12 protein-coding genes are annotated in these 14,952 nt (G+C 57.5%); 6 read left to right on the plus strand and 6 right to left on the minus strand.

The genetic code is table 11. The annotated features are described in order from the left end of the window. Positions 1-62: 62 nt before the first annotated feature. Positions 63-2,915 (minus strand): bifunctional [glutamate--ammonia ligase]-adenylyl-L-tyrosine phosphorylase/[glutamate--ammonia-ligase] adenylyltransferase, encoded by a 2,853-nt coding sequence (glnE, locus tag AC6I7A_RS16370; RefSeq protein ID WP_058956434.1) that lies wholly within the window; start codon positions 2,913-2,915, stop codon positions 63-65. A 33-nt stretch (positions 2,916-2,948) separates the two neighbouring features. Further along, positions 2,949-4,259: a CYTH domain-containing protein gene (locus AC6I7A_RS16375; protein WP_058956435.1), complete on the minus strand. Its 1,311-nt coding sequence runs from the start codon at positions 4,257-4,259 to the stop codon at positions 2,949-2,951. A gap of 270 nt (positions 4,260-4,529) precedes the next feature. Here AC6I7A_RS16375 and AC6I7A_RS16380 point away from each other — a divergent pair, with 270 nt between their 5' ends. Further along, complete coding sequence (locus tag AC6I7A_RS16380; RefSeq protein ID WP_009087298.1) at positions 4,530-5,150, plus strand: TIGR04211 family SH3 domain-containing protein; 621 nt, start codon at positions 4,530-4,532, stop codon at positions 5,148-5,150. Between the two features lie 158 nt (positions 5,151-5,308). Beyond that, a complete protein-coding gene (locus tag AC6I7A_RS16385; protein WP_058956529.1) occupies positions 5,309-6,541 on the plus strand; it encodes a multifunctional CCA addition/repair protein in 1,233 nt (410 codons plus the stop codon). A 15-nt stretch (positions 6,542-6,556) separates the two neighbouring features. Here AC6I7A_RS16385 and bacA read toward each other — a convergent pair whose 3' ends face one another. Beyond that, positions 6,557-7,375: an undecaprenyl-diphosphate phosphatase gene (gene bacA / locus AC6I7A_RS16390; RefSeq protein ID WP_009087300.1), complete on the minus strand. Its 819-nt coding sequence runs from the start codon at positions 7,373-7,375 to the stop codon at positions 6,557-6,559. A 190-nt stretch (positions 7,376-7,565) separates the two neighbouring features. Continuing rightward, positions 7,566-7,925 carry a bifunctional dihydroneopterin aldolase/7,8-dihydroneopterin epimerase gene (gene folB / locus AC6I7A_RS16395; RefSeq protein ID WP_010249061.1) on the minus strand — a complete coding sequence of 120 codons (360 nt, stop codon included), beginning with the start codon at positions 7,923-7,925 and terminating at the stop codon, positions 7,566-7,568. Between the two features lie 108 nt (positions 7,926-8,033). Here folB and plsY point away from each other — a divergent pair, with 108 nt between their 5' ends. Next, positions 8,034-8,639, plus strand: coding sequence for a glycerol-3-phosphate 1-O-acyltransferase PlsY (gene plsY / locus AC6I7A_RS16400; RefSeq protein ID WP_009087302.1), 606 nt, complete (start codon positions 8,034-8,036; stop codon positions 8,637-8,639). A 29-nt stretch (positions 8,640-8,668) separates the two neighbouring features. Here the strand turns inward: plsY and tsaD are convergent, their stop codons facing one another. Further along, the gene (gene tsaD / locus AC6I7A_RS16405; RefSeq protein ID WP_046102564.1) at positions 8,669-9,682 is read right to left on the minus strand and encodes a tRNA (adenosine(37)-N6)-threonylcarbamoyltransferase complex transferase subunit TsaD; all 1,014 of its coding nucleotides are present in this window, start codon (positions 9,680-9,682) and stop codon (positions 8,669-8,671) included. Between the two features lie 277 nt (positions 9,683-9,959). On the opposite strand from tsaD, the gene rpsU reads away from it, so the two are divergent. The 3 genes from rpsU to rpoD all read left to right on the plus strand — a co-directional run bounded on the left by rpsU (position 9,960) and on the right by rpoD (position 14,112). Next, entirely contained in the window at positions 9,960-10,175 is a 216-nt protein-coding gene (rpsU, locus tag AC6I7A_RS16410) for a 30S ribosomal protein S21 (RefSeq protein WP_001144069.1), read from the plus strand. 118 nt (positions 10,176-10,293) lie between these two features. Further along, positions 10,294-12,039, plus strand: coding sequence for a DNA primase (gene dnaG, locus AC6I7A_RS16415; RefSeq protein ID WP_009087304.1), 1,746 nt, complete (start codon positions 10,294-10,296; stop codon positions 12,037-12,039). Between the two features lie 231 nt (positions 12,040-12,270). Then, the gene (gene rpoD / locus AC6I7A_RS16420; RefSeq protein ID WP_009087305.1) at positions 12,271-14,112 is read left to right on the plus strand and encodes an RNA polymerase sigma factor RpoD; all 1,842 of its coding nucleotides are present in this window, start codon (positions 12,271-12,273) and stop codon (positions 14,110-14,112) included. Positions 14,113-14,154: 42 nt separating this feature from the next. Here rpoD and mug read toward each other — a convergent pair whose 3' ends face one another. Then, positions 14,155-14,685, minus strand: a complete 531-nt coding sequence (gene mug, locus AC6I7A_RS16425; protein ID WP_058956436.1) for a G/U mismatch-specific DNA glycosylase — start codon at positions 14,683-14,685, stop codon at positions 14,155-14,157. Positions 14,686-14,952: the final 267 nt, after the last annotated feature.

Below are 14,952 nucleotides of genomic sequence, written 5' to 3' on the forward strand. Positions count from 1 at the left end.
CTCCAGACTGCATTAAAAATAGTGCGCGGATGATAGCACAGTTGCGATTTGTGCTATCAGCATCACGCCAGGATAGACGCAGGCGTTACCAGCCAGCGCTGCCAGCTGCTCAGCACCGTCTGCTGCTCCGCGCCATAGGCCTCTGGCTCCACGTGGCCAGGCAGCTCCTGCAGCGCGCGATGGTGCAGGGCGTCCCGCAGGGTAACGTAAGCCTGCGTCAGCGCTTCCGCTTCATCGGCGGCCATTTTGTGGTACGTCGCCATCAGCTCAAAAATGCGCACATTATCTGACCAGCGGGTGAGTTCAGGCTGCTCAGCGGCGTAGCGTAAGACAAGATATTGCGCGATGAATTCAATATCGGTGATGCCGCCCGCGTCCGTTTTAATATCCCAGCGACCTTTGTGCTTGTTGCTGAGGTGAGTGCGCATCTTTTCACGCATCTCACGCACTTCGGTCTGCAGGGCTTCCGCGCTGCGCGACTGCGAGAGGATCGCCCGGCGAATGGCATTGAAGCGTTCCCCCAGCGCCGCCTCGCCAAACACTACGCGCGCCCGGACCAGTGCCTGATGCTCCCAGGTCCAGGCTTCGTTGCGCTGATAGTCGTCAAAGGCGTCAAAGGTACTGACCAGCATGCCCGCCGCACCGGAAGGACGCAGCCGCGCATCCACTTCATAGAGAATGCCGGAGGCGGTGCGGGTACTGAACAGATGCATGATGCGCTGAGCAAGACGCAGATAGAACTGACGGCCATCGATGCTGCGCTCGCCGTCCGTCACCGCGTCTGCCGGGCAGTCATGCAGGAAGACCAGATCGAGGTCGGAACTGTAACCCAGCTCCCAGCCCCCCAGCTTGCCGTAGCCCAGCACGGCAAAGCCGCGCTCATGTTCGCTGGTCAGGTGCGAGGGGCGGCCGTAGCGCTGCACCATCATCGTCCACGCCTGCCGCACCACGGAGTCGATAATCGCCTCCGCCAGCCAGGTCAGGTGATCGCTCACTTTCATCACCGGCAGCGTGCCCGCGATGTCGGCGGCGGCAATACGCAGATGCTGAGCCTGTTTAAACTGCCGCACCGCTTCCAGCTGCTGCTCTTCATCCTCGGTGGGAATACGCAGCAGATACTGTCGCAGTTCGTCACGATAGGCGTCGGTGGCGGTGGGCTGATAGAGCGTGGCGGGATCGAGCAGCTCATCCAGCAGCAAGGGGTGACGTGCCAGCTGGCTGGCCACCATCGGTGAGGCGGCACATAGCCGGATCAGATGACGCAGCGCGCCATGATATTCGGTGAGCAGCTCAAGATAGGTGCTGCGGGTCAGCACGCCCAGCAGCAGCGGCGTCACGCGGCTAAGCGTGACCGCCGCATCTTCGCGCAGGCAGACTTCACTCAGCAGCCGCGGCATCAGCTGATCCAGCGCCTGACGGCCACGCGGGCCGATGGTGCGCCGGCTGATGTCCTGACGAAAAGCCTCCAGCGTCTGATGCAGCGACAGCCGCTGATCGTCGCTGAGCTGCGGCACCAGCGGAGCCAGCTCGCTGTCCTCCAGCTGGTCCTGCCACAGAACCTGAAACTCCGCCAGCTCACGCTGGTCGTCAATGTCTGGGGTGTCCTCACCAATCAGCTCGTCAAAGATAGTGCGCACGGCCGCCATCTGGCTGTCGAGCTGCGTCATCAGCGTCGCCCAGTCGGCACAATCCATTGCCCATGCCAGCCGGGCGCGATGCAGCGCATCCTCCGGCAGGGTCTGTGTCTGCTCATCGCCCAGGCTCTGCAGCAGATTCTCAAGCCGCCGCAGAAACAGGTAGGCCTCGCGCAGCGCATCAACCTGTTCAGCAGGGAGCAGAGCCAGCGTTTTAATCGCCTCCAGCGTTGGCAGCAGCGCACGCAGCTGAAGTGAGCGCTCACGTCCGCCCCGAATCAGCTGAAACACCTGCACGATAAATTCGGTTTCGCGAATGCCGCCCGCGCCCAGCTTGATATTGTTTTTCAGTCCGCGTCGCCGCACTTCGCGGCTGATCATCCCTTTCATGTTACGCAGCGACTGGATCACGCTGAAGTCGATATAGCGCCGGTAAACAAAGGGCCGCAGCATCTGCTGCAGCTCAAGGCTCCAGCGATCCTGGTCATCGCCCATCAGCCGCGCCTTGACCATGGCATAGCGCTCCCAGTCGCGCCCCTGCTCCTGGTAATAATCTTCGAGCGCGGCAAAACTCATCACCAGCGGGCCGCTGTCGCCAAAGGGGCGCAGCCGCATATCTACCCGATAAACAAAGCCATCCATGGTGGGCTGATCGAGCACTTTGATCAGCCGCTGCCCCATACGGGTAAAGAACTGCGCGTTGTCGAGTTCACGTCGTCCGCCACGCGTGGTGCCGTTTTCTGGCCAGGCAAAAATCAGGTCGATATCAGAGGAGAAATTGAGTTCACCGCCGCCCAGCTTGCCCATCCCCAGGATCAGCAGCGGCTGTGCCTCGCCATCAGCATTGCAGGGTGTGCCGAAATCATGACAGCAGGCCTGATAAACCCAGTCACGCGCCCGACTGATCAGCACTTCCGCTAACACGCTGAGCTGCTGCAGGCTCTGTACGGTCGTCGCCTGTTGCAGCGCCTGCATCCAGGCGACCCGCACCAGCATACGACGACGAAACAGCCGCAGTTCCCGCATCAGGCTCGCTTCACTGTCAACCGTACTCAGCGCCTGATTCAGCCACGCGGCATAGTGTTGCCACTCATCAGGCTGCGGCGGCTGGTCGCGTATCGCCTGCCACCAGTCGGGATGTTGTTGCAGGTTTTCCAGCACGAAATCACTGAAAGCCAGCCCGGCAGCCTCCTCCGGGCTGAGCGAGGCCAGCGGCACCCCAAGCTGTCGGGCGGCCTCTTCGGCCTGATTGCGTAACAATGCGGGAAGTGCTGACAACATAACGCCCTCCTTGATGGCGTGACCTGAAAGCGGTTAGCGGCCTGTGCCGCTGGTGAGCCAGAATGGCGACTGTTTCATTGCCTGCGAGGCCAGCCAGGCTAAGCCCGACTCCTGCTTTTCATGAATGGCTGACAGCAGCTGCTGCCAGGGTTCCAGCCAGCTGGCGACGGTTTCAGGCGCGTAGGATCCGGCCAGCAGATGAACCGTCAGCAGCTGACGCGCCAGACGGGTCGCCTTGTCCTGATATTCGTTCGGCTGTTTCACCGTGCTAAAGGTCTCCCTCAGATCGGCATTCACGCGGCTCAGCATAATGTCGCTGAAGCGTTTAAAGGAGCCCTGTAGCTTGGCTTCCCCTTTGGCGTCGATCCACTGACGCCACTGAGATTCCGCCAGCCAGTGCGTCAGAGCCAGCTGGGTCTCAACGGAGAGTGAAGAGAGACAGAAGGCAGCAGCGGCCTGCTCTTCATTCACCAGCGTCTCTTCCAGCGTGGTCAGTTGCTGACGCAGCGCGCTGCTGGCTTTGCGTGGCACCAGCGCACCAAACAGGCTGAACGCCTGGCGCAGCAGATCCAGCGCTTCGCGCACCGCATCCTGTGCTGCCGCGTTGCCCCGCAGCCAGACCTCTTCATGATACTGCCAGTGGCTGAGGCCAGCCGACATGGCGGCGACCATCCCCTGCTCCACGGTGGCTTTCGCCCCCGCTTTGAGCAGCGGGAACGGCTTGATCAGGCGCGGCGGATTCCCCTGCGCCAGCTGATAACCCCGAGCGGCTTTACTCAGGCTGCCCATCCGCAGTCCCCCCTGCGCCACCAGCTGCTGTGCAAAGGTCAGCAGATCCTGACGTTCGCCACGCTTCAGCTCAAGCTCGACCTCGCACAGCGGTTCGCTGAACTCACCGGCCGACACCTCGCCCTGGTCAAACGCCACTTCAATTTCGCTGTTTCCAGCGGTAATCAGCCAGATCTCGCGCTGGAAATGGGTGGTGAAAAGCGGCTGTAAGCGCGACTGGAGCGCCGCGACATCGGTGCCCTGCGGCCAGATCGTGGCGGGCAGGCGCGCAATATCGAGCACCGGTTCGCTGAGTTCAACGTTGTATTCCGGGCGCTGATGCAGTCCGCCCAGCGTCTGCCCCGCGGCCTTCAGGGTCATCTCATACTGTTTATCGATGCCACGAATGCGTAAGCCCATGTCCCAGCGTCGCAGCTGGTTGTCATCGGTCTCAAAGTAGATGTTGGTCAGTTCACGGGCCGCCTGGTGCTGATGCGGCAAAGTGGAGAAGTACTCAGCCAGTTTCCCGGCCGCTTGTGGAGTTGCAATGAACTTTAGTTCGATTTCGATGGTCATAATTTTTTATTCACTACGCCGCTGGCACTTAAGAGGGTTTTTCCTGCATATTTCAGGCGATTATCAGCAGGCTGGTTACGCTGTCGCCTGAGGGCAAGGGGTTATGAGGCGAAGATTAATGCACAGAAGCGGCGCTGTCTCTGCTTTCTTTGCGCTTTGCAGACCTTTTCGCACTCCCATGAGACCAGGATAGTTCTCATTCAGATTTATGCGGGGCCTCTCCAGACTGTGCCGGTAAATTTTTAGTCAGATTAAGCCAAACGAAATCGAATGAAAAAAATCACACTCGCTGGAATCACTTTGCTGGCCCTCAGCACCCTTGCACCTGCCCACGCCGACGAAAAACGCTATGTCTCTGATGAACTCTCGACCTGGGTGCGCAGCGGCCCCGGCGACCAGTTCCGCCTGCTCGGTAAGCTGAACGCCGGGGAAGAGGTGCAGCTGTTACAGACCAACAATGATACTCATTATGGCCAGATCCGCGATTCGGAAGGCCGCACCACCTGGATCCCCCTGTCGCAGCTCAGCGCAAATCCGAGCCTGCGCACCCGGGTGCCGCAGCTTGAGCAGCAGGTCAAAGATCTGACCGCCAAGCTGGATAACATCGACAACAGCTGGAACCAGCGCACCGCCGAGATGCAGAACAAAGTCGCCAGCAGCGACGGTGTCATCAACGGGCTGAAAGACGAAAATCAGAAGCTGAAAAATGAGCTGATCGTCGCGCAGAAGAAAGTCAGCGCCGCCAACGTTCAGCTGGATGACAAGCAGCGTACCATCATCATGCAGTGGTTTATGTATGGCGGCGGCGTGCTGGGCGTCGGCCTGCTGCTGGGTCTGTTACTGCCGCACATGCTGCCGCGCCGCAAGAAAAGCGATCGCTGGATGAACTGACCGCATTCTGCCGGTTTTAGAGGGGGGATCAGACGATCCCCCCTTTGGCATGTCTGCAATCCGGGCAATCTGTGCAACAATAAAACCAGATGCACCGCTGATTTCAGGCGCGGGATGCGCCCGGCGTGCCGATCATTTCTTTTTCTCTGGAGTTTTACGTGAAGACGTTTCTTGTTGGCGGTGCGGTGCGTGATGCGCTGCTGAATCTGCCGGTTACAGACAAAGACTGGGTGGTGACCGGTGCCACGCCTGAAGCCATACTGGAGCAGGGCTATCAGCAGGTCGGTCGCGATTTTCCCGTTTTCCTGCATCCTGTCAGCCGCGAAGAGTATGCGCTGGCACGAACCGAGCGGAAAAACGGGAAAGGCTATACCGGATTTGTGACCTGGTCTGCTCCCGACGTGACGCTGGAGCAGGACTTACAGCGGCGCGATCTGACGATTAACGCTATAGCGCAGGATGAGCATGGCAAACTGGTCGATCCCTACGACGGCCAGCGTGATATCGCTCAGCGCCTGCTGCGCCATGTTTCTGCGGCTTTCAGTGAAGACCCGCTGCGGGTTTTGCGGGTCGCGCGCTTTGCGGCGCGTTTTGCTCACCTCAACTTTCGTATCGCCCCTGAAACCCGGCAGCTGATGCAGCAGATGGCGGAGAGCGGAGAGCTGGCAAATCTTACGGCTGAGCGGGTGTGGAAGGAGACGGAAAAAGCGCTCAGCACCCGTAATCCGCAGGTCTATTTTCAGGTACTGCGCGACTGCGGTGCGCTGAAGGTGCTTTTCCCCGAACTGGACAATCTGTTTGGCATCCCGGCCCCTGCGAAGTGGCACCCGGAGATCGACACCGGCATTCACACGCTGATGACGCTGGCGATGGCTGCCGCGCTCTCCGGAGAGATCGAGGTGCGCTTCGCCACGCTGTTCCATGACGTCGGTAAGGCACTGACGCCGCCTGAGCTTTGGCCCAGCCATCATGGTCATGGTCTGGCGGGTGTGCCGCTGGTTGAGGCGCTGTGTCAGCGGCTGCGGGTGCCCAACGCGATTCGCGATCTGGCCCTGATCGTGACCGAATTTCACGACGTGGTGCACACCATTGAGCGGCAATCCGCGGCGTCGCTGGTGGCGCTGTTCGACCGGATTGATGCGTGGCGCAAGCCGCAGCGCGTCGAACAGATGGCGCTGACCAGTGAAGCGGACGCACGCGGGCGTGCCGGGCTGGAGAGTATGGCCTATCCGCAGGGTGACTATCTGCGTCGCGCTTTTGCGCTGGCCCAGGCGGTTCCCACTAAAGCCGTGATCGAGGCGGGATTTAAAGGTGCGGAAGTGCGGGAGGAGTTAACGCGACGACGGGTTGACGCCGTCGCGCAGGGTCTGGCGATCGGGCAGACTGACTAGCAGTCTGCCTGCGGTTTACATGAAGACCATGTAGACCGCTGCCGCGACGATAAAGCGGTAGATGGCGAACGAGACAAAAGAGATGCGTTTGATCAGCTCAAGGAAGGCTTTGATCGCAATCAGCGCCACGATAAATGCCGTCACAAAGCCCACCGCGAACATCGGGAAATCGGCCATCGTCAGGAAGCCGATGCTCTTGTACATATCCAGCACGGTCGCGCCCATCATCATTGGCACGGCCAGGATGAAGGAGAACTCCGACGCGGCATAGCGGCTCACGCCCATCAGCATCCCGCCAGAGATAGTGGCACCGGAACGGGAGAAGCCAGGCCACAGCGCCAGGCACTGGAAGCAGCCAATCATAAACGCCTGACGATAGGTAATATCATCGACGCCCACGGCTTTCGGCTGTTTTGGCTTCAGGAACTCGGCGGCCAGCAGCAGCACACCCCCGACCACCAGCGCGTACATCACGTTGATCGGATTAAACAGCGTTTTAATCTGATCGTGCAGCACCAGACCCACAACGACCGCCGGCACCATGCCCAGCAGAATATGGATCAGCGACAGACGACCGCTGCCGACACCCTCATGTTTCACTTCGCCAAAGTGGATGCCGATCAGCCCGAACAGACGGCGCCAGAACATCACCACTACGGCCAGAATCGATCCTAACTGGATCACAACTTCAAAGGTCTCGGCTTTTTCACCCTCAAAGCCCAGCAGGTGACCCACTATAATCATGTGCCCTGTGGAAGAGACCGGTAAAAATTCGGTCAGCCCTTCCACAACGCCCAGGATTGCAGCTACCCAAAGCTGATGAATATCTGCCATCAAATGTTCCCTCTATCCGTTTCAAAACCATTAAAAAGGCGGTAGCGCGCTGCTATCGCCTGAAATCATGCCGCTGTTAGCCTGAAGTAAACCTTAAGGTCTAACCGATTCGCCTGCTGTAACGCATCGGTACAGGCTATGACAGACAGTAATTTGGTTTGGTTTCATTGTGATGGCAATCACATCGTATTTATTTAGGAATAGTCCCGCGCTCGATTCGCACGCCAACCTGCGCCGCCTGGGCCACAGCGCCCGGTTTGCTGACCTTTATGCGTACGCCAGGCGAATTGAAACGGTTCATCAACAGATCCGCAATTTCTTCAGCAACCCGTTCCACCAGAGCGAAACGGCTGCCGGTCAGATGCGTCAGAATGGCCGAGGAGACATCGGCATAGCTGAGGCAGTCCTTCACATCGTCGCTGCTGGCCGCCAGCCGGTTATCCCAGGCCATTTCGACATCGAGCACCAGCTTCTGCTGTATGCCCTGTTCCCAGTCGTAAACGCCAATGGTGGTGAACACCGTGAGTTGTTCTATAAATACGATATCCATGATAAGACTCTCTGTTTTTGGCTAAGCCGGATACCACTTCCGGCGGATTATGCGTATTATCCACGGTTGAAGAGATCAAAACGACCCTGAAGGGAACGGTACGGTGTTATGAGTGCTTTCGCGCTTGGTATGATTATTTTCGCGTATCTTTGCGGTTCGATTTCCAGTGCTATTCTGGTCTGTAAAGTCGCTGGCCTGCCCGATCCCCGCACGCACGGCTCCGGCAATCCGGGGGCGACCAACGTGCTGCGCCTGGGCGGTAAAGCCGCAGCCGCCACCGTATTAGTGTTTGATGTGCTGAAAGGAATGGTGCCGGTCTGGCTGGCCTGGCTGATGCACGTTCCCCCGCTTTATCTTGGCCTCACCGCGATTGCCGCCTGCCTGGGTCATATCTATCCGGTGTTCTTTCGCTTCCGTGGCGGAAAAGGCGTGGCGACGGCATTCGGTGCCATCGCGCCGATTGGCTGGGATCTGACCGGCCTGGTCACCGGCACCTGGCTGTTAACGGTTCTGCTCAGCGGCTACTCGTCACTGGGCGCTATCGTCAGCGCGCTGATTGCGCCGTTTTACGTCTGGTGGTTCAAACCGCAGTTCACCTTCCCGGTTTCCATGCTCTCCTGTCTGATCCTGCTGCGTCATCACGATAATATTCAGCGGCTTTGGCGGGGACAGGAAGGCAAGATCTGGAAGCGCAAAAAGAAATCTCAGCCATAAAAAAAGCCGGCAAGCCGGCTTTTTTCACATCAGATGGCGGGCAGTTCCGCCAGTGGCCAGCGCGGTCGCACGCTGACGCCTAACCCCCCGCGCGTTCCTCCTTTCAGTCGCACCATGCCCGCATACGCGATCATCGCACCATTGTCGGTACAGAACTCAGGACGGGCGTAGAAGACTTCACCGCCGCGCTTTTGCATCATGACCGCCATCTGCTCGCGCAGCGTCCGGTTGGCGCTGACGCCGCCCGCAATCACCAGACGCTTAAAGCCGGTCTCATCCAGTGCGCGCTTACATTTGATCGCCAGCGTGTCCACTACCGCATCCTCGAAGGCGCGGGCGATGTCGGCTCGGGTCTGATCGTCATCCGCATTAGCGCGAATGGTGTTCGCGGCAAAGGTCTTCAGCCCGGAGAAGCTGAAATCCAGCCCCGGACGATCGGTCATCGGACGCGGGAAGGTGAACCGCCCCGCCGTGCCCTGCTGCGCCATTTTGGAGAGCATCGGCCCACCCGGGTAGTCGAGACCCAGCAGCTTCGCCGTTTTATCAAAGGCTTCACCTGCCGCATCATCAATCGACTCACCCAGCAGGAGATATTCCCCGATGCCGGTGACGCTGATCAGCTGAGTATGTCCGCCCGACACCAGCAGCGCGACAAACGGAAACGCCGGTGGATTCTCTTCCAGCATCGGTGCCAGCAGATGACCTTCCATATGGTGAACCGGCACCGCCGGCACTTTCCAGGCAAACGCCAGTGCGCGACCGATCGTCGCCCCGACCAGCAGCGCCCCGACCAGCCCTGGCCCGGCGGTGTAAGCCACCGCGTCGATCTGCTGTGGTGCCAGACCGGCTTCTTTCAGCGCCGCCTGAATCAGCGGCACGGTTTTACGCACGTGATCGCGTGAGGCCAGTTCCGGCACCACGCCGCCATAATCTGCGTGCACTTTAACCTGGCTGTAGAGCTGGTTAGCCAGTAATCCGGCCTCGTCATCATAGATTGCGATGCCGGTTTCATCGCACGACGTTTCAATACCCAGAATTCGCATTGCATCACCTCATTCTTGCGGCGCGCAGTTTATCACAGCAATGGGAGATGCAGCGCGGCCATCCCGCGTAAAAAGTCATTTTCTGTCGGCTAAAGAGTGCGCTATACTCCCGCCCCTGGAAAAACCGGCAGCCGCACAGGCAAACGCTCCTGTTGGTTTCAAATTGTCCATGGTGCTTTACAAACCAACCTGGGTTGGAGTAAAATGCTGCACCATTTTGAAATGTGCTGGCGCCGCAGTCAGCAGCAAAACCGAATTTTATCGAGGTGAGAGTTACATGCCGGTAATTAAAGTACGTGAAAACGAGCCATTTGACGTAGCACTGCGTCGCTTCAAACGTTCTTGCGAGAAAGCAGGCGTTCTGGCTGAAGTTCGTCGTCGTGAGTTCTATGAAAAACCGACTACCGAACGTAAGCGCGCTAAAGCGTCAGCAGTTAAGCGTCACGCCAAGAAACTGGCTCGCGAAAACGCACGCCGCACTCGTCTGTACTAAGTCGTTCCGGAGGTCCGCCTCCACCGCGTGATTCACGCAGACAGAGTCAAGTAAAAGGCCGTGCTTTCCGAAAGGAAGCGCGGCTTGTTGCCGTTTATGAGCTGAAAAACCGGGGCGTATGGCTGGACGAATTCCACGCGTATTTATCAACGATTTACTTGCCCGCACGGATATCGTGGATCTTATCGATGCCCGCGTTAAGCTGAAAAAGCAGGGTAAGAATTTCCACGCGTGCTGTCCTTTCCACAATGAAAAAACCCCCTCTTTCACCGTAAACGGCGAAAAACAGTTTTATCACTGTTTCGGCTGTGGCGCACACGGCAATGCCATCGACTTTTTAATGAACTTTGATCGTCTGGAGTTTGTTGAGAGTATCGAAGAGTTAGCCACCGCCCACGGTTTAGACGTGCCTTATGAAGCAGGCAGCGGGCCCAGCCAGATGGAACGCCATCAGCGCCAGAGCCTGTATCAGCTGATGGAGAGCCTGAACGGTTTTTATCAGCAGAGCCTGCAGCAGTCCAGCGCGCAGCCAGCCCGCGACTATCTCGATCGTCGTGGTCTCAGCGCCGAAATCATCGATCACTTTGCGATAGGGTATGCCCCCGCCGGCTGGGACAACGTTCTCAAGCGTTTTGGCAAGCAATCCGAAGACCGCGAGTCACTGATGGAAGCGGGCATGCTGGTCAGCAATGACAAAGGCCGTACCTATGACCGGTTTCGCGACCGCGTCATGTTTCCGATTCGCGATAAGCGTGGCCGCGTCATCGGTTTTGGCGGACGTGTCCTGAGTAACGAAACGCCGAAATACCTGAACTCGCCGGAAACACCGATTTTCCATAAAGGCCGCCAGCTCTATGGCCTGTATGAAGCAGTAAAAAATCATCCTGAACCCGCCCGCCTGTTAGTGGTCGAGGGATACATGGACGTGGTTGCGCTGGCGCAGTATGGCATCGATTATGCCGTTGCGTCGCTGGGCACCTCCACCACGGCTGAACACATTCAGTTGCTGTTCCGCAGTACCGACACCGTGATCTGCTGTTACGACGGCGACCGGGCCGGACGTGAAGCAGCATGGCGTGCGCTTGAGACCGCATTGCCTTACATGAATGATGGTCGTCAGCTACGCTTTATGTTTTTACCCGATGGCGAAGATCCGGATACGCTGGTCCGTAAAGAGGGTAAAGCCGCTTTCGAGGCGAGGATGGAGCAGGCAATGCCGCTCTCTTCGTTTCTGTTTGATAGCCTGCTGCCGCAGGTGGATCTGAGCTCACGCGACGGTAAAGCGCGCCTCAGCACGCTGGCTTTACCGCTGATTACGCAGATCCCCGGTGAGACCTTACGTATTTATATGCGTCAGGAGCTGGGGAATAAACTGGGTATTCTCGATGACAATCAGCTTGAAAAGCTGATGCCAAAGCTGGCCACAAGCGGAACGGCGCCGGTTGCCCCGCCGCTTAAGCGTACCACCATGCGCGTGCTGATTGCGTTACTGATTCAGAACCCGCAGCTGGCGTCGATGGTGCCTTCGCTTGACGGGCTGTCTGAGTCAAAAATGCCGGGTTTACCGCTGTTTATTGAATTAGTCGGTCGCTGTAATGAGAATCCTGGATTGACCACCGGACAGCTACTAGAGTTATATCGCGGAACAAATTTTAGTCAGACGCTTGAAACGCTGGCGATCTGGAACCACATGATAGTAGATGAAGAAGCCGAAGCGGTGTTTCAGGACTCGCTGGCCAGCGTCTACGACTCAGCTCTGGAAGAGCGTCTGGAGTTTCTGATAGCGCGTGAACGCACCCAGGGACTGAGCGCCGATGAGCGCCGTGAGCTCTGGACACTCAGTCAGGCGTTTGCCCGAAAATAATTTAGCACGCTGCCCGTTCTGATGGAGGGCGGCGTGGCTGTTTTAAGGCCGTGGGCGTTAAGCCAGGCCTGTACCACCAACGATTTATACACGCGGCTTAAGTGCCGATTACTGATGGGCAAAGCCCACGCCGCGACGAAGGCAGCGGCAAGAATTAAAGGCCTTCACTGCTATTGTTGGCTCGCTGCCGACCGACACCAATCTAATTAACAGAAGTGTGGATACCGTCTTATGGAGCAAAACCCGCAGTCACAGCTCAAGCTTCTTGTCACCCGTGGTAAGGAGCAAGGCTATCTGACCTATGCTGAGGTCAATGACCATCTGCCGGAAGATATCGTCGACTCCGATCAGATCGAAGACATCATCCAGATGATTAACGACATGGGTATTCAGGTGGTTGAAGAAGCCCCTGATGCCGACGATCTGATGCTGAACGAAAACAGCTCCGATACTGACGAAGATGCCGCGGAAGCTGCCGCTCAGGTGTTATCCAGCGTTGAATCTGAAATCGGGCGTACGACTGACCCGGTTCGCATGTACATGCGTGAAATGGGTACTGTTGAACTGCTGACGCGCGAAGGCGAAATCGACATCGCGAAGCGTATCGAAGACGGTATCAACCAGGTTCAGTGTTCCGTTGCCGAATACCCTGAAGCGATTACTTACCTGCTGGATCAGTACGACAAAGTTGAAGCAGGTGAATCACGCCTTTCCGATCTGATTACCGGTTTCGTCGATCCTAACGCAGAAGAAGATCTGGCCCCAACGGCTACGCACGTGGGCTCTGAGCTGTCTGAAGCCGATCGTAACGACGACGAAGATGAAGACGAAGATGAAGACGACAACTCCGAGGACGATAACTCCATCGACCCGGAACTGGCGCGCGAGAAGTTCTCCGATCTGCGCAAGCAGTACGAAACCACCCGCAGCGTGATCAAAAGCAAAGGTCGCAGCCATGCCGCCGCCGTTGCTGAAATCCAGAACCTCTCTGACGTCTTCAAACAGTTCCGCCTGGTACCGAAGCAGTTCGATTACCTGGTAGGCAGCATGCGCACCATGATGGAACGTGTCCGTACTCAGGAACGTCTGATCATGAAGCTCTGTATTGAGCTGTGCAAAATGCCGAAGAAAAACTTCATCACGCTGTTCACCGGCAACGAAACCAATGAGAGCTGGTTCAAAGCGGCGCTGGCGATGAACAAGCCGTGGTCTGAAAAGCTGCTGGAAGTGCAGGATGACGTTATGCGTTCCCTGCAGAAACTGGCGCAGGTCGAAGAAGAGACCGGCCTGACCATTGAGCAGGTTAAAGATATCAACCGTCGCATGTCGATCGGTGAAGCCAAAGCACGTCGCGCCAAGAAAGAGATGGTGGAAGCGAACCTGCGTCTGGTTATTTCGATTGCCAAGAAATACACCAACCGCGGTCTGCAGTTCCTCGACCTGATTCAGGAAGGTAACATCGGCCTGATGAAAGCGGTAGATAAGTTTGAATATCGCCGTGGTTACAAGTTCTCGACCTATGCGACCTGGTGGATCCGTCAGGCGATTACCCGCTCTATCGCGGACCAGGCACGTACCATCCGTATTCCGGTGCATATGATTGAGACCATCAACAAACTCAACCGTATTTCGCGCCAGATGCTGCAGGAGATGGGCCGCGAGCCGACGCCGGAAGAGCTGGCTGAACGCATGCTGATGCCAGAAGATAAAATTCGCAAAGTGCTGAAAATCGCTAAAGAGCCGATCTCGATGGAGACGCCGATTGGTGATGATGAAGATTCACATCTGGGCGATTTTATCGAAGACACCACGCTGGAGCTGCCGCTGGATTCTGCTACCTCAGAGAGCCTGCGTTCTGCCACCCATGACGTGCTGGCTGGCCTGACCGCGCGTGAAGCGAAAGTACTGCGTATGCGTTTCGGTATCGATATGAACACCGACCATACGCTGGAAGAAGTGGGCAAACAGTTTGACGTAACGCGTGAGCGTATTCGTCAGATTGAAGCGAAAGCCCTGCGTAAACTGCGCCATCCGAGCCGTTCGGAAGTGCTGCGTAGCTTCCTCGACGATTAAGTCCGACAAAAACCCCGGTTCGCCGGGGTTTTTTTTTGCCTGCTACTCCCCTGCCCTGCTCTCCTCCGGATGCAGCTCCCGGTAAAGCTGACGATAGGCTTCGACCATCTCCTCCAGTGAGGCGCGATTAAGCCCGCTGGGATTCGGCAACACCCACACCTGGGTTTTCCCCATAAAGACGGGCTGCTTACCCCATTCCACTTTGCGCTGCTGAAAGGCGTGACGAAACGCATCCTTACCCAGGATGGCGAGCGCGGCGGGCTGGTAATTCAGCACCTTTTCCATCAGGCGTCTGCCGCCCTCACGTAGTTCATCCGTGGCAAGCTGGCTCGCCTGCACCGTGGGTCGCTCAACCAGCATGGTGATACCGCAGCCGGTTTCGGTTAAGCGCTGCTCCTCTTCCGGTTTCAGCTGCTCACGGGTGAATCCGGCCTGATGGATGACTTTCCAGAACCGGTTACCGGGATGCGCAAAGTGAAAGCCCTGATGGGCAGTTGACTGGCCGGGGTTAATGCCGCAGAACAGCACATCAAGCCCCGGAGTGATAATGTCGCGGATAGCGTGTTCACTCATGCCTTTCCCGCCTTAATGTCGCTACGCTGTGGCGTAAGCGCTCTGCTGCTCTGCTTCTCCATAGAACGTCCTGTGCTTTCTGCCACGTAATCTCTGGCTAAGATAGTAGTGATTACGCTCAGTACATTCCAGCCTTCAGGACTTAACGCGTTACGCTATCGACGTGACAGAGGCAGCACACGGCTGCTGCAGCCTGATGTCCAGTTTCGCTAAAGGCATGGCGTCGCATTTTCCACGCTGTTTTAAAACTTCGCTAACGCCGTTCGC

This window comes from Type-F symbiont of Plautia stali (assembly GCF_059731105.1).